The 15,263-nt window shown below is 61.6% G+C and carries 11 protein-coding genes; 7 read left to right on the forward strand and 4 right to left on the reverse strand.

Annotated elements, in window-relative coordinates:
- Positions 1-104 precede the first annotated feature (104 nt).
- Both mmsB and ABOK31_RS00975 read left to right on the forward strand, forming a co-directional pair.
- Positions 105-986, forward strand: a complete 882-nt coding sequence (gene mmsB, locus ABOK31_RS00970; protein ID WP_349957448.1) for a 3-hydroxyisobutyrate dehydrogenase — start codon at positions 105-107, stop codon at positions 984-986.
- Positions 987-1,159: 173 nt separating this feature from the next.
- On the forward strand, positions 1,160-1,531 hold the full coding sequence (locus ABOK31_RS00975) for a hypothetical protein (protein WP_174175366.1): 372 nt from the start codon (positions 1,160-1,162) through the stop codon (positions 1,529-1,531).
- 171 nt (positions 1,532-1,702) lie between these two features.
- On the opposite strand, the gene ABOK31_RS00980 is transcribed toward ABOK31_RS00975, so the two are convergent.
- Positions 1,703-3,769: an ATP-dependent helicase gene (locus ABOK31_RS00980; protein WP_349957449.1), complete on the reverse strand. Its 2,067-nt coding sequence runs from the start codon at positions 3,767-3,769 to the stop codon at positions 1,703-1,705.
- Between the two features lie 276 nt (positions 3,770-4,045).
- On the opposite strand from ABOK31_RS00980, the gene ABOK31_RS00985 reads away from it, so the two are divergent.
- Entirely contained in the window at positions 4,046-4,921 is an 876-nt protein-coding gene (locus tag ABOK31_RS00985; protein WP_174175362.1) for an SMP-30/gluconolactonase/LRE family protein, read from the forward strand.
- Positions 4,922-5,043: 122 nt separating this feature from the next.
- Here ABOK31_RS00985 and secD read toward each other — a convergent pair whose 3' ends face one another.
- From secD to ABOK31_RS01000, 3 genes are all read right to left on the reverse strand, one after another.
- Positions 5,044-7,602 carry a protein translocase subunit SecD gene (secD, locus tag ABOK31_RS00990; RefSeq protein WP_349957450.1) on the reverse strand — a complete coding sequence of 853 codons (2,559 nt, stop codon included), beginning with the start codon at positions 7,600-7,602 and terminating at the stop codon, positions 5,044-5,046.
- A 93-nt stretch (positions 7,603-7,695) separates the two neighbouring features.
- Positions 7,696-8,115, reverse strand: coding sequence for a hypothetical protein (locus tag ABOK31_RS00995; RefSeq protein WP_349957452.1), 420 nt, complete (start codon positions 8,113-8,115; stop codon positions 7,696-7,698).
- 237 nt (positions 8,116-8,352) lie between these two features.
- Positions 8,353-9,879, reverse strand: a complete 1,527-nt coding sequence (locus tag ABOK31_RS01000) for a glycosyltransferase family 39 protein (protein WP_349957453.1) — start codon at positions 9,877-9,879, stop codon at positions 8,353-8,355.
- Positions 9,880-10,573: 694 nt separating this feature from the next.
- Between ABOK31_RS01000 and ABOK31_RS01005 the strand changes: the two genes are divergently transcribed.
- The 4 genes from ABOK31_RS01005 to ABOK31_RS01020 all read left to right on the forward strand — a co-directional run bounded on the left by ABOK31_RS01005 (position 10,574) and on the right by ABOK31_RS01020 (position 15,261).
- On the forward strand, positions 10,574-12,238 hold the full coding sequence (locus ABOK31_RS01005; RefSeq protein WP_349957454.1) for a globin-coupled sensor protein: 1,665 nt from the start codon (positions 10,574-10,576) through the stop codon (positions 12,236-12,238).
- A gap of 62 nt (positions 12,239-12,300) precedes the next feature.
- Positions 12,301-12,597, forward strand: coding sequence for an STAS domain-containing protein (locus ABOK31_RS01010; protein WP_174175354.1), 297 nt, complete (start codon positions 12,301-12,303; stop codon positions 12,595-12,597).
- Positions 12,594-12,959, forward strand: a complete 366-nt coding sequence (gene cheY1 / locus ABOK31_RS01015) for a chemotaxis response regulator CheY1 (RefSeq protein WP_004128526.1) — start codon at positions 12,594-12,596, stop codon at positions 12,957-12,959. Before ABOK31_RS01010 ends, cheY1 begins: the two co-directional genes overlap by 4 nt.
- A 16-nt stretch (positions 12,960-12,975) precedes the next feature.
- On the forward strand, positions 12,976-15,261 hold the full coding sequence (locus ABOK31_RS01020) for a chemotaxis protein CheA (protein ID WP_349957455.1): 2,286 nt from the start codon (positions 12,976-12,978) through the stop codon (positions 15,259-15,261).
- Positions 15,262-15,263: the final 2 nt, after the last annotated feature.

Consider the following 15,263-nt stretch of genomic DNA (forward strand, 5'->3'; position numbering starts at 1 on the left):
GACTTCTGAACCGCTCTATCTCACCACTTCAAGCAATTCCAGAACGGAAAGCCGATCTGCATCTTTTCCGGAGTTGCTTCAACCGATCATGGGAGGAAAACGTCATGACACGGATCGCATTCATCGGCCTCGGCAACATGGGAGGTCCGATGGCGACCAATCTCGTCAAGGCGGGCCATGCCGTCACCGGATTCGACCTCTCGCATGATGTGCTGAAATCAGCCGAAGCGTCGGGGGTAAAGCCTGCGAGCGTACTCACCGAGGCCCTGGCCGATGCGGAAGTGGTCGTGACCATGCTGCCGAAGGGCCAGCATGTCCTCACCGTCTGGACCGATGTGCTGCGCTCCGTGCCGAAGGGAACCCTGCTCATCGACAGCTCCACCATCGACGTCGACAGCGCCCGCAAGGCGCACGCCATGGCAGGCGATGCCGGTTGCCTTTCGCTCGATGCGCCGGTGTCCGGCGGCACGGGTGGCGCCGCAGCCGGCACGCTGACCTTCATGGCTGGCGGCTCCACCGAGAGTTTTGCGGCCGCCAGGCCGCTGCTCGACGTGATGGGCAAGAAGATCGTCCATTGCGGCGATGCTGGCGCTGGCCAGGCCGCCAAGATCTGCAACAACATGATCCTCGGCATCTCCATGATCGGCGTCTGCGAAGCCTTCGTGCTCGGCGAGAAGCTCGGCCTCTCGCATCAGGCCCTATTCGACGTCGCCTCGACTTCGTCCGGCCAATGCTGGTCGATCAATACCTATTGCCCCGTGCCCGGCCCTGTGCCGACGTCTCCGGCCAACAACGACTACAAGCCCGGCTTTGCGGCCGCCTTGATGCTCAAGGACCTGCGCCTGTCCCAGGAAGCGGCACTTTCCAGCGGCGCGTCGACGCCTTTGGGGGCAGAGGCGGCGCAGCTCTATGCGCTCTTCGAAAAGCTCGGCAATGGCGGGCGCGATTTTTCGGCAATCATCGAGATGTTTCGCGAGGTGAAGTAAGTATGGCTCGCGACAATCGAGTGAGTTGAAAGCTCGGATTGCCCCTCATCCCCAGCCCTCTCCCCGCTAGCGGGAAGAGGGCTGGGGGGCGGTTCGGAGCTGTTGCAATGGAACTTGCATAGGATGCGGGGCCGGGCGAGATTGGCGACGTAGCGCGAATAAGAGGGAGCGCCATGAGCTCGATCATCAATATCAACTTCAACAATGCCACCATCACCGAGAACCAATTGTGGATCAACGTCAAGGCAGCGAATTTCGTGATGTCGGAGAGCGCGAACTTCACCTTCGCCGGTGCGGGTTTCGATCCGCTCCCGAACGGCATTCTAGGGATCAATGTGTATCCGGACGGGATAGCGATCGTGGCGCAGATGGGTTCAGGCTTCAGCGCGGCGATCAGCGTTGGAGTAGCTCCTGTCACGATTCCGACGATCACCGGCTCGGGTTATGAGGGCTCGGTCGACGTCACCTGGTGGGACAATTCGGGTCAGCAAACGCAGCCGCTGACGGCGGGTGAGCCCCTCGTTCTGGAGGGCTTCGCCGGCTGAATTCCGCCGGCGCGGCTTGCGCCGGACCCGGGCTTGCGTAATGAGCGCGGGCGAATCCGGCGGAGAGGTTGTAAGAGCGAGAGCGTCACCCAGTCTCCAAGCAATGGGCGCGGACGCCTACGAGAAGACCCACGGGCGCAGCCTCGCCCTTCTGGCCTTAATAACCTCAGCTCAGCGCCACATGCCGCGCATGCGCGCCCCGACATCGACTCGCACTTCTCGCGCTCGAATGGCGGCTGCACTTTCGGCCCGCGCCTGTGGCCAGCCGCAAACCTCGAAGAACTGCAGCAGCGTCGCAGGAATGAAGCGGGTTCGCGAGGCAAAGACATGCTTGTCGCCCTGTGCATGCTGACCATGCACGAAGAAGCGCTGCGGAGTGACGAGATCGAGATTGTCCTTCGCCCTCGTCATCGCGACATAGAGCAGCCGCCGCTCCTCTTCGATTTCAGCTGATGATCCGACGGCGAGATCGGCGGGGATGCAGCCGTCGACGGCGTTGAGGATGAAGACCTTTGTCCATTCCTGGCCCTTGGCGGAATGGATGGTCGAGAGGATCAGATAGTCCTCGTCGAGCAGCGGCACGCCGGCCTGATCGCTGGTGGCGTCCGGCGGATCGAGCGTCAGCTCGGTAAGGAAGCGCTCGCGCGAGCCATAGCCAGCCGCGATCTGTTCGAGCTGAATGAGGTCCGCCTGACGGGTCGCGGCATCCTCATGCGTGCGCTCCAGATGCGGCTCGTACCATTGGCGAACCAGGCCGATTTCCGCCGGCCAGCCGGCCTTGCCGCTTTTGACCTCCCGCATCGTCTCGACAAAGGCAGTCCAATCGTCTCCTGTGCGGGGCGGCGGCGGCAGCTCGGTGAGTGCCGTGATCGGGCTTGCTTCTTCGCCGATCTGGTCGAGCACGCGCTGGGCTGTCGAGGGGCCGACGCCGGGCAGAAGCTGCATCAGGCGGAAGCCGGCCACGCGGTCGCGCGGGTTCTGGGCGAAACGCAGTGCCGCCAGCATGTCCTTGACATGGGCGCTGTCGAGGAACTTCAGCCCGCCGAACTTGACGAAGGGGATGTTGCGCCGGGTGAGCTCCACCTCCAGCGGGCCGCTATGGCTCGAGGTGCGGAAGAGAACGGCCTGCTGCTTCAGCCGTGCACCGCCCTCGCGATTTTCGAGCACCTGATCGGCGATGTAGCGTGCCTGATCAGCCTCGTCGCGCACCGTCACCAGCCGCGGGCGTTCCGTGCTTTGCCGCTCGGTGCGCAAGTTCTTGGTGAAGCGCTCGGAGGCGAGATCGATCACGGCGTTGGCGGCGGCAAGGATCGGCTGCGTCGAGCGATAATTGCGGTCGAGCGTGACGATATCGGCGGATGGCGTGAAGGCCTTGGGGAAATCGAGAATGTTGCGCACGGTCGCGGCGCGAAAGGAATAGATCGACTGCGCATCGTCGCCGACGACGGTCAGTCCGCGACCATCGGGCTTCAGGGCGAGCAGAATGGAGGACTGCAGCCGGTTCGTGTCCTGATATTCGTCGACAAGCACATGATCGAAGCGGCTGCCGATATCCTCGGCAATCAGCGGCTCCTGCAGCATATGCGCCCAGTAGAGCAGCAAATCGTCGTAATCGAGCACGTTCTGCACCTGCTTCGCCTCGACATAACAGGCGAAGAGTTCGCGCAGCTGCTGTTCCCACATGGCGCACCAGGGGAAGAAGTCGCGCAGCACGCCATCGAGCGGCGCTTCCGCATTGACCGATCGTGAATAGATGGAAAGGCACGTCGCCTTGGTCGGAAAGCGGCTCTCGGTCTTGGAAAAGCCGAGGTCGTGGCGCGCAAGATTCATCAGATCGGCGCTGTCTTCCCGATCGTGAATCGTGAAGGCCGGATCGATGCCGATCTGCTCGGCATAGTCCCTGAGCAGGCGCGCGCCGATGCCGTGGAACGTGCCGGTCCACGCAAGCGCATCGGCGGTGATGCCGGCATTTACCCCCAGCACCTCACGGCAGATCCGCTCGACGCGACGGCCCATTTCGGCGGCGGCGCGACGCGAGAAGGTCATCAGCAGGATACGGCGGGAGTCTGCGCCTTTGACGATCAGATGCACGACGCGATGGGCGAGCGTATTCGTCTTGCCGGAGCCCGCCCCGGCGATGACGAGCAGCGGCCCGGCGATATGGCCGTCATCGCTCGTGCCATGCTCCACCGCCAGCCGCTGCTCCGGGTTTAATTTTTCCAGATAGGCGGCGGTCATCAACTCTCCTGGATGCTTCGGGCAGGGGACGCAGCTGCGCAACGCGCGGCGAATCGCAGACGCGAAACCACATGGGCGTTCTATGGATGTTCCGAATCAGCAAAGCCTGTCAAGATTGGCGCGATCCGCACGCAGATGTGACCCTCCACGCAAGAATCTTATTCGGATTTGGTTGGATGCGGCTCGAAAAGGACTTTCTTCGTGCTTATGTATCTTTTTGGCGCGGCAATTTGAGTTTTTGCGGTTTCGCAGTGCGTAGAGTGAAGGTTTCAGAACATGAACGAAACGATTGCCACTGGCCTGCGTCTGCCCAGCGGACTGGTGGCTCTGCCGGATGGGCGCCTCGCGCTTGTCGAAATGGATGCCAGTCGCCGTTATCTGAAGCTCTATGATGCAGGCGGCGCATCCCGGGAGATTTGCCGGCTTGGCGGCACTCCGAGCGGAATTGCTGTCGACGGTGACGGGTGTTTCTGGATAGCCGGTGGACCGGAAGACTCTCTGGTGAGGCTTTCGCCGCAGGGGCGGGTCTTGCAAGTAATAGAGGGCAGTGCGGACGGTCCGTTTCTCCATCCGAGCGCTCTCGCCTTCGGGCCCGATGGCCTGCTCTATATGACCGATTCCGGCTTCCGGCTGGCGGATTTGCTGGAAGGCGGCGATATCCATCCCGATTTCTTCAAGGCTGCCTATAACGGCTGCGTCTATCAGATTGATCCCGCAGAGGGCCGGGTCATTCGTGTTCTGGCTGCCGGGCTGCTCCTTGCCGGCGGCATCGCTTTCGATGCCGATGGGTTGCTTTATTACAGTGAGACGCTGACTGGAAAAATCTATCGGCAGATCGTTGGCGGACGGCAGGAAATGTTTGCGCGATCGATGACCTCGCCAGCCATAAACGCGCTGCGCGGACCATCCGGCCTGGCCTTTGATCGCAGCGGCATGCTCTATTGCGCCATGTACGGTCTCGGCGAAGTCTGTCTGATCGACACCGAGGGCAAGATGGCCGGTCACATCCGCACCGATGGCGCACGGCCAGGAAACATTGCCTTTACCGCCGATGGCAAGCACTTGCTCGTTACCGAGCAGGAAAAGGGTGTTGTGGAAAAGATAACGGCGCCGCGTCCAGGCCTGCCGTTGCATATGCCGACCATATCCTAGGTCGCTTCGCGACTCTTCGGATCCGCTTCTCAGCGCTTTATCTCGCAAAACCGCTATGTGCTTTGCCCGGCTGATGGACATGCCCGGAGGCCGGGCATGTCCTGTTCTCATATATTGGCCGCTTATTCCGCAGCTGGGATCTGCTTGCTGTCCTTGCTGGACTTGTCGTCCGCCGACTTTGTATCGTTGGCGACCGGCTTGGCATGGCGGCGACGCCAGTCGCCGAGGAACAGCAGGATCGGCGCGGCGATGAAGACCGACGAGGCGCCTGCGACGAGGATGCCGAACACCATCGGGATCGCGAAGCTGGAGACGGCGCTGCCGCCCCATATCGCCATCGGCACCAGCGCCAGGAAGGCGGTGGCGTTGGTATAGAGGCTTCGCGCCAGGGTCTCGTTGATCGACTTGTCGATGATGTCGCGAAGCGGCATCGACTTGTAGAGCCGCATGTTTTCACGCATGCGGTCATAGACCACGACCTTGTCGTTCACCGAATATCCCACAAGCGTCAGGATCGCGGCGATGGCCGTCAGGTTGAAATCGAGGCCGGTGATCGCGAAGAAGCCGATCGCCTTGGTGACGTCGAGTACCAGAGTGACGATGGCGCCGACCGCGAACGGCCATTCGAACCGCACCCAGATGTAGACGAGCATCGCCAGGCTGGCGATCACGACCGACAGGATGCCGGCCCAGGCAAGCTCACCCGAGACCTTCGGACCGATGACATCGGTGCCTTCGATGGTCGCGCTTGGGTCGATCTTGACGATTTCCGCCTTGAGCTTCGTCACCGCGGCCGTCTGCGCCTCTTCGCCGCCGTCCTGGCGCTGGGCGCGGACTAGGAGGCTGTTGTTGTCGCCGAAGGACTGCAGTGCGATTTCGCCGAGGCCGAGCGTGTTCAGGCCCTCGCGGAATGTCGCCAGATCGGCCGCATCCTTGGTCTTGACCGACATCTGGATGCCGCCGCGGAAATCGACGCCGTAGTTGAGGCCCGGATGGATGAAGAGGACCACCGAGGCGATCGACAGGATCGCCGAAACGGTGACGCCGAAGAAGCGGGCCTTCATGAACTGGATGTGCTTGTCATAGGGGCTGAAGGGGATCAGCGGCCTGATGTTGACCACCTTCATCTTGCGGCGGCGGGTAATGGCGATCATCACGACGCGCACGAAGGCGACGGAGGTGAACATCGAGATAATGAGGCCGAGACCCATGGTCACGGCAAAGCCGCGAACCGGGCCGGAGCCGAAGTAGAACAGGATGGCGGCGGCGATCAGCGCCGTCATGTTGCCGTCGATAATCGTCGAATAAGCCTTCTTGAAGCCGTTATCGATGGCGGCGAAGGCGCCGCGGCCCTTGCGGGTTTCTTCGCGGATACGCTCGTTGATGAGAACGTTGGCGTCAACCGCAAGGCCGATACCAAGGACGACGCCGGCGATGCCGGGCAGCGTCAGCGTGGCGCCGACCAGCGTCAGGGCCGAGAAGGTCAGGACCGTGTGGATGAGCAGCGCGACATTGGCGAGAATGCCCCAGGCGCCGTAGAGCACGAAGATGAAGGCGGCAACCAGAACGAAGCCGATCAGGCCGCTATAGATGCCTTTTTGGATCGCATCGCTGCCGAGGTCGGCGCCGACGGTGCGCTCTTCGATGACGGTGAGCTTCGCCGGCAAAGCGCCGGCACGCAGCAGGGCTGCAAGCGTGGTGGCACTGTCTGCGGTGAAGTTGCCGGAGATCTGGCCCGAACCGCCCGTGATCGGCTCACGGATGTTCGGCGCGCTCAGAACCTTGTTGTCGAGAACGATAGCAAAGGGCTTGCCGACATTTTCGCGGGTGATTTCCGCAAAGCGGTTGGCGCCGGCGCTGTCGAAGCGGAAGGTGACGAGCGGCTCATGCGTATTAGGGTCGAAGCTGACGCGGGCGTCCGTCAGGCGGTCGCCGGACAGTTCGATGCGGTCGAGAACCGGATAGCTGTTGCCCTGCTCGTCCTTCATGATGGTGACGCCGGGGCCGGGATTGTTCGGATCGACGTTATCGGCAAGCAGGTGGAAGGACATCTTCGCGGTCGAGCCGAGAAGTTCGCGCAGGTGCGACGGGTCCTGTGCACCCGGAAGCTGGACGAGAACGCGGTTCGGGCCGACGCGCTGGATGGTCGGCTCGGCGACACCCACCTGGTCGACGCGCTTGCGGATGACTTCAAGGCTCTGTTGGACGGCGGAATCGACATTGGCCGAAATGCCTGCCTGCGAGAAGGACATCGCGATGGTCGCGCCATTCGGCTTGATGCTGAGATCCGACTGGCCGGCCGAGAGGCCGGACGTGATCGTATTGGCCAGCGTCTGCAACTGCGTCACCGCATCACCGCTCTGCGTGGGATCGTTGAGCGTTACGACGATCTGGTCGCCGTTGCGGACGACCGAGCGGGTCTGAATGTTCTTGTCGCGCAGCACGCGACGTGCGTCCTGCTGCAGCGATTGCAGCCGGCCGTTCGTCAGGTCCTTTTCGTCGACTTCGAGAACGAGATAGGAGCCGCCGCGAAGGTCGAGGCCAAGAGAAACCTGGCTATGCGGCAGCCAGGACGGGATCTTGCTGAGAGCTGACTGCGGCAGCACGTTTGGCAGTGCGATCAGAAAGCCAATGACGATGATCACTGTATAGAGCGCCACGAGCCATGGTGAGGTACGCATGGGTATTTTCCTTGAAAGTAGGCTTATGCCGACGGCCTGGCCGCAGGCGGACTTGAGGTCTTGTCGGAAATGCAGCGCGTCTGCGCCAACCGCTTAGGCGAGCGCGCCTGGAGGTGCGCGTGCGAGATAGGCGCGGAAAGCCAGGGATTCGAGCCGAGCAGCATTGCTTGGATGGCTCGGCTGCCAGGAGGTTGCCGGATATCCGAGAGAGGGAAGGGCGGCAAGCGTTGCTGGCCCTATGTCGTGCCATGTGGCCTTGGGTGGCGCCAGCCGATCGGCGACGACAATGCCGCGCACCGGATCGCGCAGGGAAAGATAGAGCGGCTGGTTGTCCTTGCCTGAGGCGAGCGCGTCCGCATCGGCGCGCGTGGCAACGTTGATGCCGCCGCCCAGCGCCAGTCCGATATAGGCGAAGAACGCGACGAACAACGACGCGATCACCCGCGCTCCGGCGCGGTGCGTCCTGTAGTCTCTATCTTCGCTGTCGGCGGCGCCGAATTCGAGCGGGTTCAACGGTCGAAAATGCCTTTATTCCTCTGCCGGCGCGAACGCCGACGGTTCGGTCATGATATCAGGACGCCTCGCGTCTTCCCACTGCATAATTCCTTAAATCGGGATCGACCTAAGGAATTATGCAGCAGCTTTAAAGTGCTACAGTGACCTTTGCGCGTCACATGTTACGCGCGGCGCTGTAGTGCGGCCTGTCATGATGCAGTTGCACGAGCCGGTCAACAGTCCCGGCTTGATTTCTTAATTTTCGGTAGCTCCCGTTCCGGCGGCTGACGGCTTGGGCGCCAGGCAGGATGCCGGAACGCGATAGGCATAAAGTGTCTTGCCTTTCATCTCACCATAGGGCGGCGACCAGCTCTTGATGAGCTCAGCCTGGCCTTCCGGGCACTCGATCGGATCGTTGTCGACGAACAGGACCGGGCCGGTCACACTGGCCGGCAGCGAGAAATCCTGCTCGTAATAGTTCGCGGGAAATCCTGCGAAATGGCGGGCATAGATGTGGAACGGCTTGCCCTTCAATGTGTAATAGAGATCGGCGAGAATATCGCGGTCCTGGGCGACGATTTCAGTCATTTTCGCCTCGGTGGCGATATTGGCGATTTCCTCGCTGATGACACTGCGGCCGACATAGCGCTTCATGACGAGATCGCCGTTCGGCAGCTTGATGTCATAGGCAAAGACCGTCAGTACCGGGATCACGACGGCGACGACGGCGCCTATGATCAGCGAGGTGCTCAGCCCTTTTTTCGTCAGGCGATAGAGCAGCCAAACGGCGAGAATGGTGCCGGCGGCATAGGCCGAGACGGCCCAGTTGGCATAGGCCTTGGCGAGGAGGGCTTGCAGCGTGATCAGCGCCACGACAGGCACCGACAGCCAGAACAGCAGCTTTTCCCGGTCGTCGCTCTGCCCACGGACCAGCCGCCATGTCGCCCACAAAAGCGCGTAGAAGACCACCGGACCGACCACGCCGAACTGCGCGCCGAAGAAGCTGAGACCGTTGAGTATGTGCTTCAAGAGACCGTTGCCGCCGCCGCTCTTGCTCCATTGGGCGATGTTTTCGGTGTGCTTTATGGTCGTTGCATCATGGGTGAGGTTCCACCAGAGATTGGGGGAGACGACGATGGCGCCGACGATGGCGGCAATGGCCACATCCCGCCAGGCGATACGTGCCGAACGCATCGTCAGCATGGCAATGCCGACGCCGGGCAGAAGGAAGAGCACCGAATATTTCGTCAGGAAGGCGATGCCGAGGCTGGCTCCGAGGATGAAAGCGTCGAGCGCCGAAGACCGCTTGGTCAGGCCTATAAAGGCCCAGATGGCGATCGTCACGAACAGGATCTGAATCGTATCGGTCGATACCAGCACGGCCGAAAGCGAGGCAGCCGGCAAGGTGATGAAGATGACGCCGACCCACGGTGCGATCTCTCGTCCGGTCTCGTCGTCGATCAGCCGCCGCGTCGTGCACATCAGCATCAGGGCGGTGGCGAGATGGAAGAGCGGCGCCGATATGCGGATCCAGAAGGTCGAATCCGACCCCGAGATCGCATTGAAGAAGCGGATGACCCAGGCGATCATCGGCGGCTTGGAATAATAGCCGAAATCGAGATTCTGACCCCAGAACCAGTATTGCGCCTCGTCAACGAAGAGATCCGTCCTGTTGAGAAGCAACATGAGCACGCGCCACAGCGTTACTCCGAAGATGATCGCAAGGGCGATGCCCAGCGAAAGTTTCTGGGCGTCTGTTCGGGAATGGGTCGTGTCGAGCATTAAAGGATGGGTCTCGGTGCCTGATCGTGAGGCTTAATACGGAACTATTGAGGCCAAAGCTAGCTCCTTGCCATCCGTAAGAACAGCGGCGCCGCCGTCGTGGCCACGAAGTGCCACAAGTCCGATTTTGGATCTGAGACGTCCGTTACAGCTTTGCCTAGAGGATGCGAGGCGTAGCTTTGCCGCGCGCCTCTTCGATGCGGGACAGAAGCATGAAGGCCACAAGCGTCAGGCTGGCCATCAGCGAGGCGGTCAAACCAAGAACAATCATTGCTCTCTCCGTAGCGACATCGAAACTGTCTATCCCCTGGGCAGTAAGGCATGAAGCTTGCTCGTGACTTGCGATCCGTATTCTTGACGGGCAGATAAACTATATCCGCAAGTAATAGCTAATTTAGTATAGATCAGTAGGATGGGCGCCTTCTTCCGTCATTAACCTTCGGGCAAGGAATTAACCATAAATATTGAGCCTGAACGTCGGAATGGGAAAATTGTGACTCGTTCTCACCAGGCATGAAGCCGCCCCGTCGTACCGGGTCCGATCCGGTATCCATTTCATCAAACAGGTCCGCTACAGACTTTGATGAACGAGCGAGCTTCGGTGCCTCGATCAGCTGATCGACGGCGACGGCTGCCTTTTCTCGCCTCCTCATTGCGCTTGGCGCGGATCATCAGCGGTTTCGCCGGCGCTTGGATGCCCGGCAGTTCGGCAGGGGCGACTTTGGCGCAGGATACGCCGTCAGATCAGGCAGGCAGGGCGCAGGCTGGCAGCCTTCGCGACCGCTTGCGTTTTGCTGGTCTCGACGCCGGGCAATGCGAAACCTTGCGCCGCAACCGGCCGATGCTCGCGGTGCATCTGAAAGCCGGCCTTCGCGATCTTTTCCATCGCCTCCAGACCTTCCCTGACGCTTCCCGCAATTTCACCAGCGAAAGCCAGCTCGAACGGCTCCAGGATCTGCAGTCCTCGCACTGGGATGTGCTGACGGATGCGCGCTTCGACAGCCTTTATGCCGAGCGCGTCAAGGTTCTGTCCGATAGCGAAAGCAAGATGGGCCTCGATCCACGCTGGCATGTCGCGGGCCATGGCGTCATGCTGGAGCATCTTTTGTCCGGCCTCCTCGACGAGATGGGAGGCCGCGCCATTCTGCCGGGAGCCAAGCGTCGCGCCCGCGAACTCAGCGAGCTTGTGACCGCGGTCGTGCGCCTCGTCATGGTCGACGTCGAGATTGCCGTGTCGCTGCGCTTCAACGAATTGCGGGTCGGCCATCAGCGGGCGCTCACCGAACAGCGGGTTGCCGATCGCGCCGAGGCGGCCGCCTTCATCGCCGATCTCGCCAATGGTCTTGCCGATCGCGATCTGACGACCCGGATGACGACCGATTGTCCCGAGGCTTACGTCGAGGTCGCCGAAGCCTTGAACGCGGCACTTGCCGATATCCAGCAGCAATTTTCAGCTCTGTCCGGCGGCGTGCTGGCGGCTGAGTCGACGGCCGATGCCATCGCTCGCGCCTCGAAATCCCTGGCGGAAAACTCGTCCGAACAGTCGCGAGGGCTTGCGGCCTCCGCAAAGCAGCTAGCCGAGCTTGCCGAACAGGTGCGCGGCAATGCGGCCAATACCCGCTCGGCCGAGCGCGTGACGGCATCGACCCGCGTGGCGGCAGAAGACAGCGGCAGGATCGTCGGCCAGGCGATCTCGGCCATGGCCGATATTGAAACATCAGCCGAAAAGATCGGCCAGATCATAGGTGTCATCGATGAGATCGCCTTCCAGACCAATCTTCTCGCCTTGAATGCCGGCATTGAAGCTGCCCGCGCCGGCGATAGCGGCCGCGGCTTTGCCGTCGTCGCGCAGGAGGTTCGCGCGCTTGCCCAGCGGTCCGCCGATGCGGCACGCGAGATCAAGGTGCTGGTCACGGGCACCAAGGCGCAGGTCGACGCCGGCGTCCAGATGGTCGGCCGCACCCAGGATGCGATCGGCAGCATCGTGCGCCAGGTGACGGATATCAACGACGCCATTTCCGGAATTGCAGCGGCGAGCGATGAACAGCTCGCCGGCCTCAAGGCACTGACATCAGATATTGGCGACTACAGCGAGCGTGCCGCCGCTGCCGGGAGCGAGGCAAGCCGCTCGCAGGAGGGCGCCGATCACCTTCACACCGTCGTCGTCGAACTTGGCCGAACCATCCGCGAGTTTCGCATCGAGCGCGAGCGGCGTCACGCAGCCTCTGTCAAGGCTGCGCCGCAACGACAGCTTTCAACTCATGATGAATTCAACCTCGCACGGGATGAAGAAGACATGGCCGATTTCGGATTCCCGCTTCGCAGGACCGCATCGGGAGGCGAACGCAATGCCTATTGATCTTTCAGTTTCATGCACATGCGGGCCGGCCGGTCCGATTTCAGACAACAAGGAATGAAGCGATGCGGAGCAGGAAAGGCGAAAAGACAGTCAGTCTGGCCACGGTGCTGGACCTCAACGAGGCTTCGGCCCTCCGCGGCACGTTGATGGGATTGCGCGGCAGCAATGTCGCAATCGATGCGTCCGGCGTCGAAAGGATCGGGACCTTGTGCGTTCAGGTCATCATGGCCGCCGCCAAGACATGGGATGAGGACAAGCTCTCCTTCACCTTCTCCAAGGTGTCGGATGCATTTCAAAAAACAATGCAGATGATCGGGGTGGATATCTCCCATCTGCTTGCCAAGGAGATCCGGCAATGAAGAAAAAAGTGCTGACCGTGGATGATTCACGGACCATTCGAAACATGCTTCTCGTCACCCTCAACAATGCGGGTTTCGAGACCATTCAGGCTGAAGACGGTGTCGAGGGCTTGGAGATCCTGGAAGAAGCCAATCCCGACGTCATCGTCACCGATATCAACATGCCGCGTCTTGACGGCTTTGGCTTCATCGAGGGCGTTCGCCGCAATGACCGATACCGCGCCGTGCCGATCCTCGTTCTGACGACCGAAAGCGATGCGGAAAAGAAGAACCGTGCCCGCCAGGCCGGTGCGACCGGCTGGATCGTCAAGCCGTTCGATCCCGCCAAGCTGATCGATGCCATCGAGCGCGTAACCGCCTAAACAGGATCCACCCCTCATGGATATGAACGAAATCAAAGAGATTTTCTTCCAGGAGTGCGAAGAGCAGCTCGCCGAACTGGAATCCGGTCTCCTGAAAATGAATGACGGCGACCGTGACCCGGAAACCGTCAATGCCGTATTCCGCGCCGTTCATTCCATCAAGGGTGGGGCAGGTGCCTTCGGTCTGGACGACCTGGTCGCATTCGCCCACGTCTTCGAGACTACGCTTGATTGCGTTCGATCCAACAAGCTGGAGCCGACCCAGGATGTCCTGAAGGTCATGCTCAAGGCCGCCGATGTCCTGGCCGATCTCACTAATGCCGCCCGCGATGGCGGCAGTGTCGATCAGGCCCGCAGCCGCGGCCTGGTCAAGGAACTGGAAGCATTGGCAAATGGCGATGTGCCGGCACCATCCGTCGCGCTGGTTGCCGAGGCTGCTCCCAAGCCCGTCGCGGCTGCGCCTGCGCCAACGGATGAAAGCGGTTTCCAGCCGATCCCCTTCAGCTTCGACGATGATTTCGGCAGCGATGAGCCGGCCGGCGGCGGCGCGCCGGAATATGAAGTCAGCTTCAAGCCGCGCTCCGATCTCTACGCCAAGGGCAACGATGCGACGCTGCTGCTGCGCGACCTCTCGCGGCTGGGCGAGATGAACATCTTCTGCGACATGGACGCATTGCCGGGCCTTCCCGACATCGATCCCGAAGGCGCTTATTTCAAATGGGCAATCTCGATCAAGACGGACAAGGGCGAAGACGCCATTCGCACCGTTTTCGAATTCGCCGAATGGGATTGCGATCTTGATGTCCAGCCGGCTGGAAGCGGCAGGCCTTCAAGTGGCGAAGAATTGCCGATGGTGCCTGTACCGTTCGATCTTTCGATCCTTGACGACGACAGCGCCGCGCCGGCCGCCGAACCCGTCGGGGAGGTGCCAGCCCCAAGAAGTGATGTCGCTGCCGCCGTGGCCGCTGCCGAAACCGCAAGCAATGTCACGCAGCTGGCCTCGGCTGCCGCACGCGTCGAGAAGAAGGAGGCTGCCCTTGCCTCGGCTGCCGCCGCCAATGCCGCGGCCGCGCAGAACAGCGCCGCTGCCGCCGCCGGACAAACCATCCGCGTTGACCTCGACCGCGTCGATCGCCTGATCAACCTCGTCGGCGAGCTCGTCATCAACCAGGCGATGCTCTCGCAGAGCGTCATCGAGAACGACAATAACGGCGCGTCCTCCATCAACATGGGTCTCGAAGAGCTGCAGCAGCTCACCCGCGAGATCCAGGACAGCGTCATGGCGATCCGCGCCCAGCCGGTGAAGCCGGTCTTCCAGCGCATGTCGCGTATCGTTCGCGAAATCGCCGATATGACTGGCAAGTCGATCCGACTGATTACCGAAGGTGAAAATACCGAAGTCGACAAGACTGTCATCGACAAGCTTGCCGAGCCGCTGACGCACATGATCCGCAATGCCGTCGACCACGGCATCGAAACCCCGGAAAAGCGTGCGACGCTGGGCAAGAACCCCGAAGGCACGGTCCGCCTGACGGCAAAACATCGCTCCGGCCGCATCCTGATCGAGCTTGCTGACGACGGCGCCGGCATCAACCGCGAGAAGGTGCGCCAGAAGGCCATCGACAACGACCTGATCCCGGCTGACGCCAATCTGTCGGATGAGGAAGTCGATAACCTGATCTTCCTGCCGGGCTTCTCGACCGCCGACAAGATCTCCGACATTTCCGGCCGCGGCGTCGGCATGGACGTGGTCAAGCGCTCGATCCAGGCGCTTGGTGGCCGCATCAATATCAGCTCCAGGCCGGGGCAGGGCTCCGTCTTCACCATGAGCCTGCCGCTGACGCTCGCCGTCCTCGACGGCATGGTGGTTACGGTCGCGGGCCAGACCCTGGTCGTGCCGCTGACGGCGATCGTCGAAACGCTGCAGCCCGAAGCTGCCGCCATCCACTCCTTCGGCGCCAACCATCGCCTGATCTCGATCCGCAACAGTTTCTGCCCGCTGGTCGATGTCGGCCGCATCCTGAACTTCCGTGCCACGCAGGCCAATCCGGTCGAAGGCGTCGCGCTGCTGGTGGAATCGGAAGGCGGCGGTCAGCGCGCCCTCATGGTCGATGCCATTCAGGGCCAGCGCCAGGTCGTCATCAAGAGCCTCGAGGCCAACTACACGCATGTCCCGGGCATTGCCGCTGCAACCATCCTCGGCGATGGCCGCGTGGCGCTGATCCTCGACGTCGATGCGGTGGTCGGCGCTTCCCGCGGCCAGTCGCTGAAACCCGAAATGTCTTACGCGGCGGTGGGGTGAGT

It is taken from the genome of Rhizobium sp. ZPR4 (assembly GCF_040215725.1).
GTDB classification, from domain to species: Bacteria; Pseudomonadota; Alphaproteobacteria; order Rhizobiales; family Rhizobiaceae; genus Rhizobium; species Rhizobium rhizogenes_D.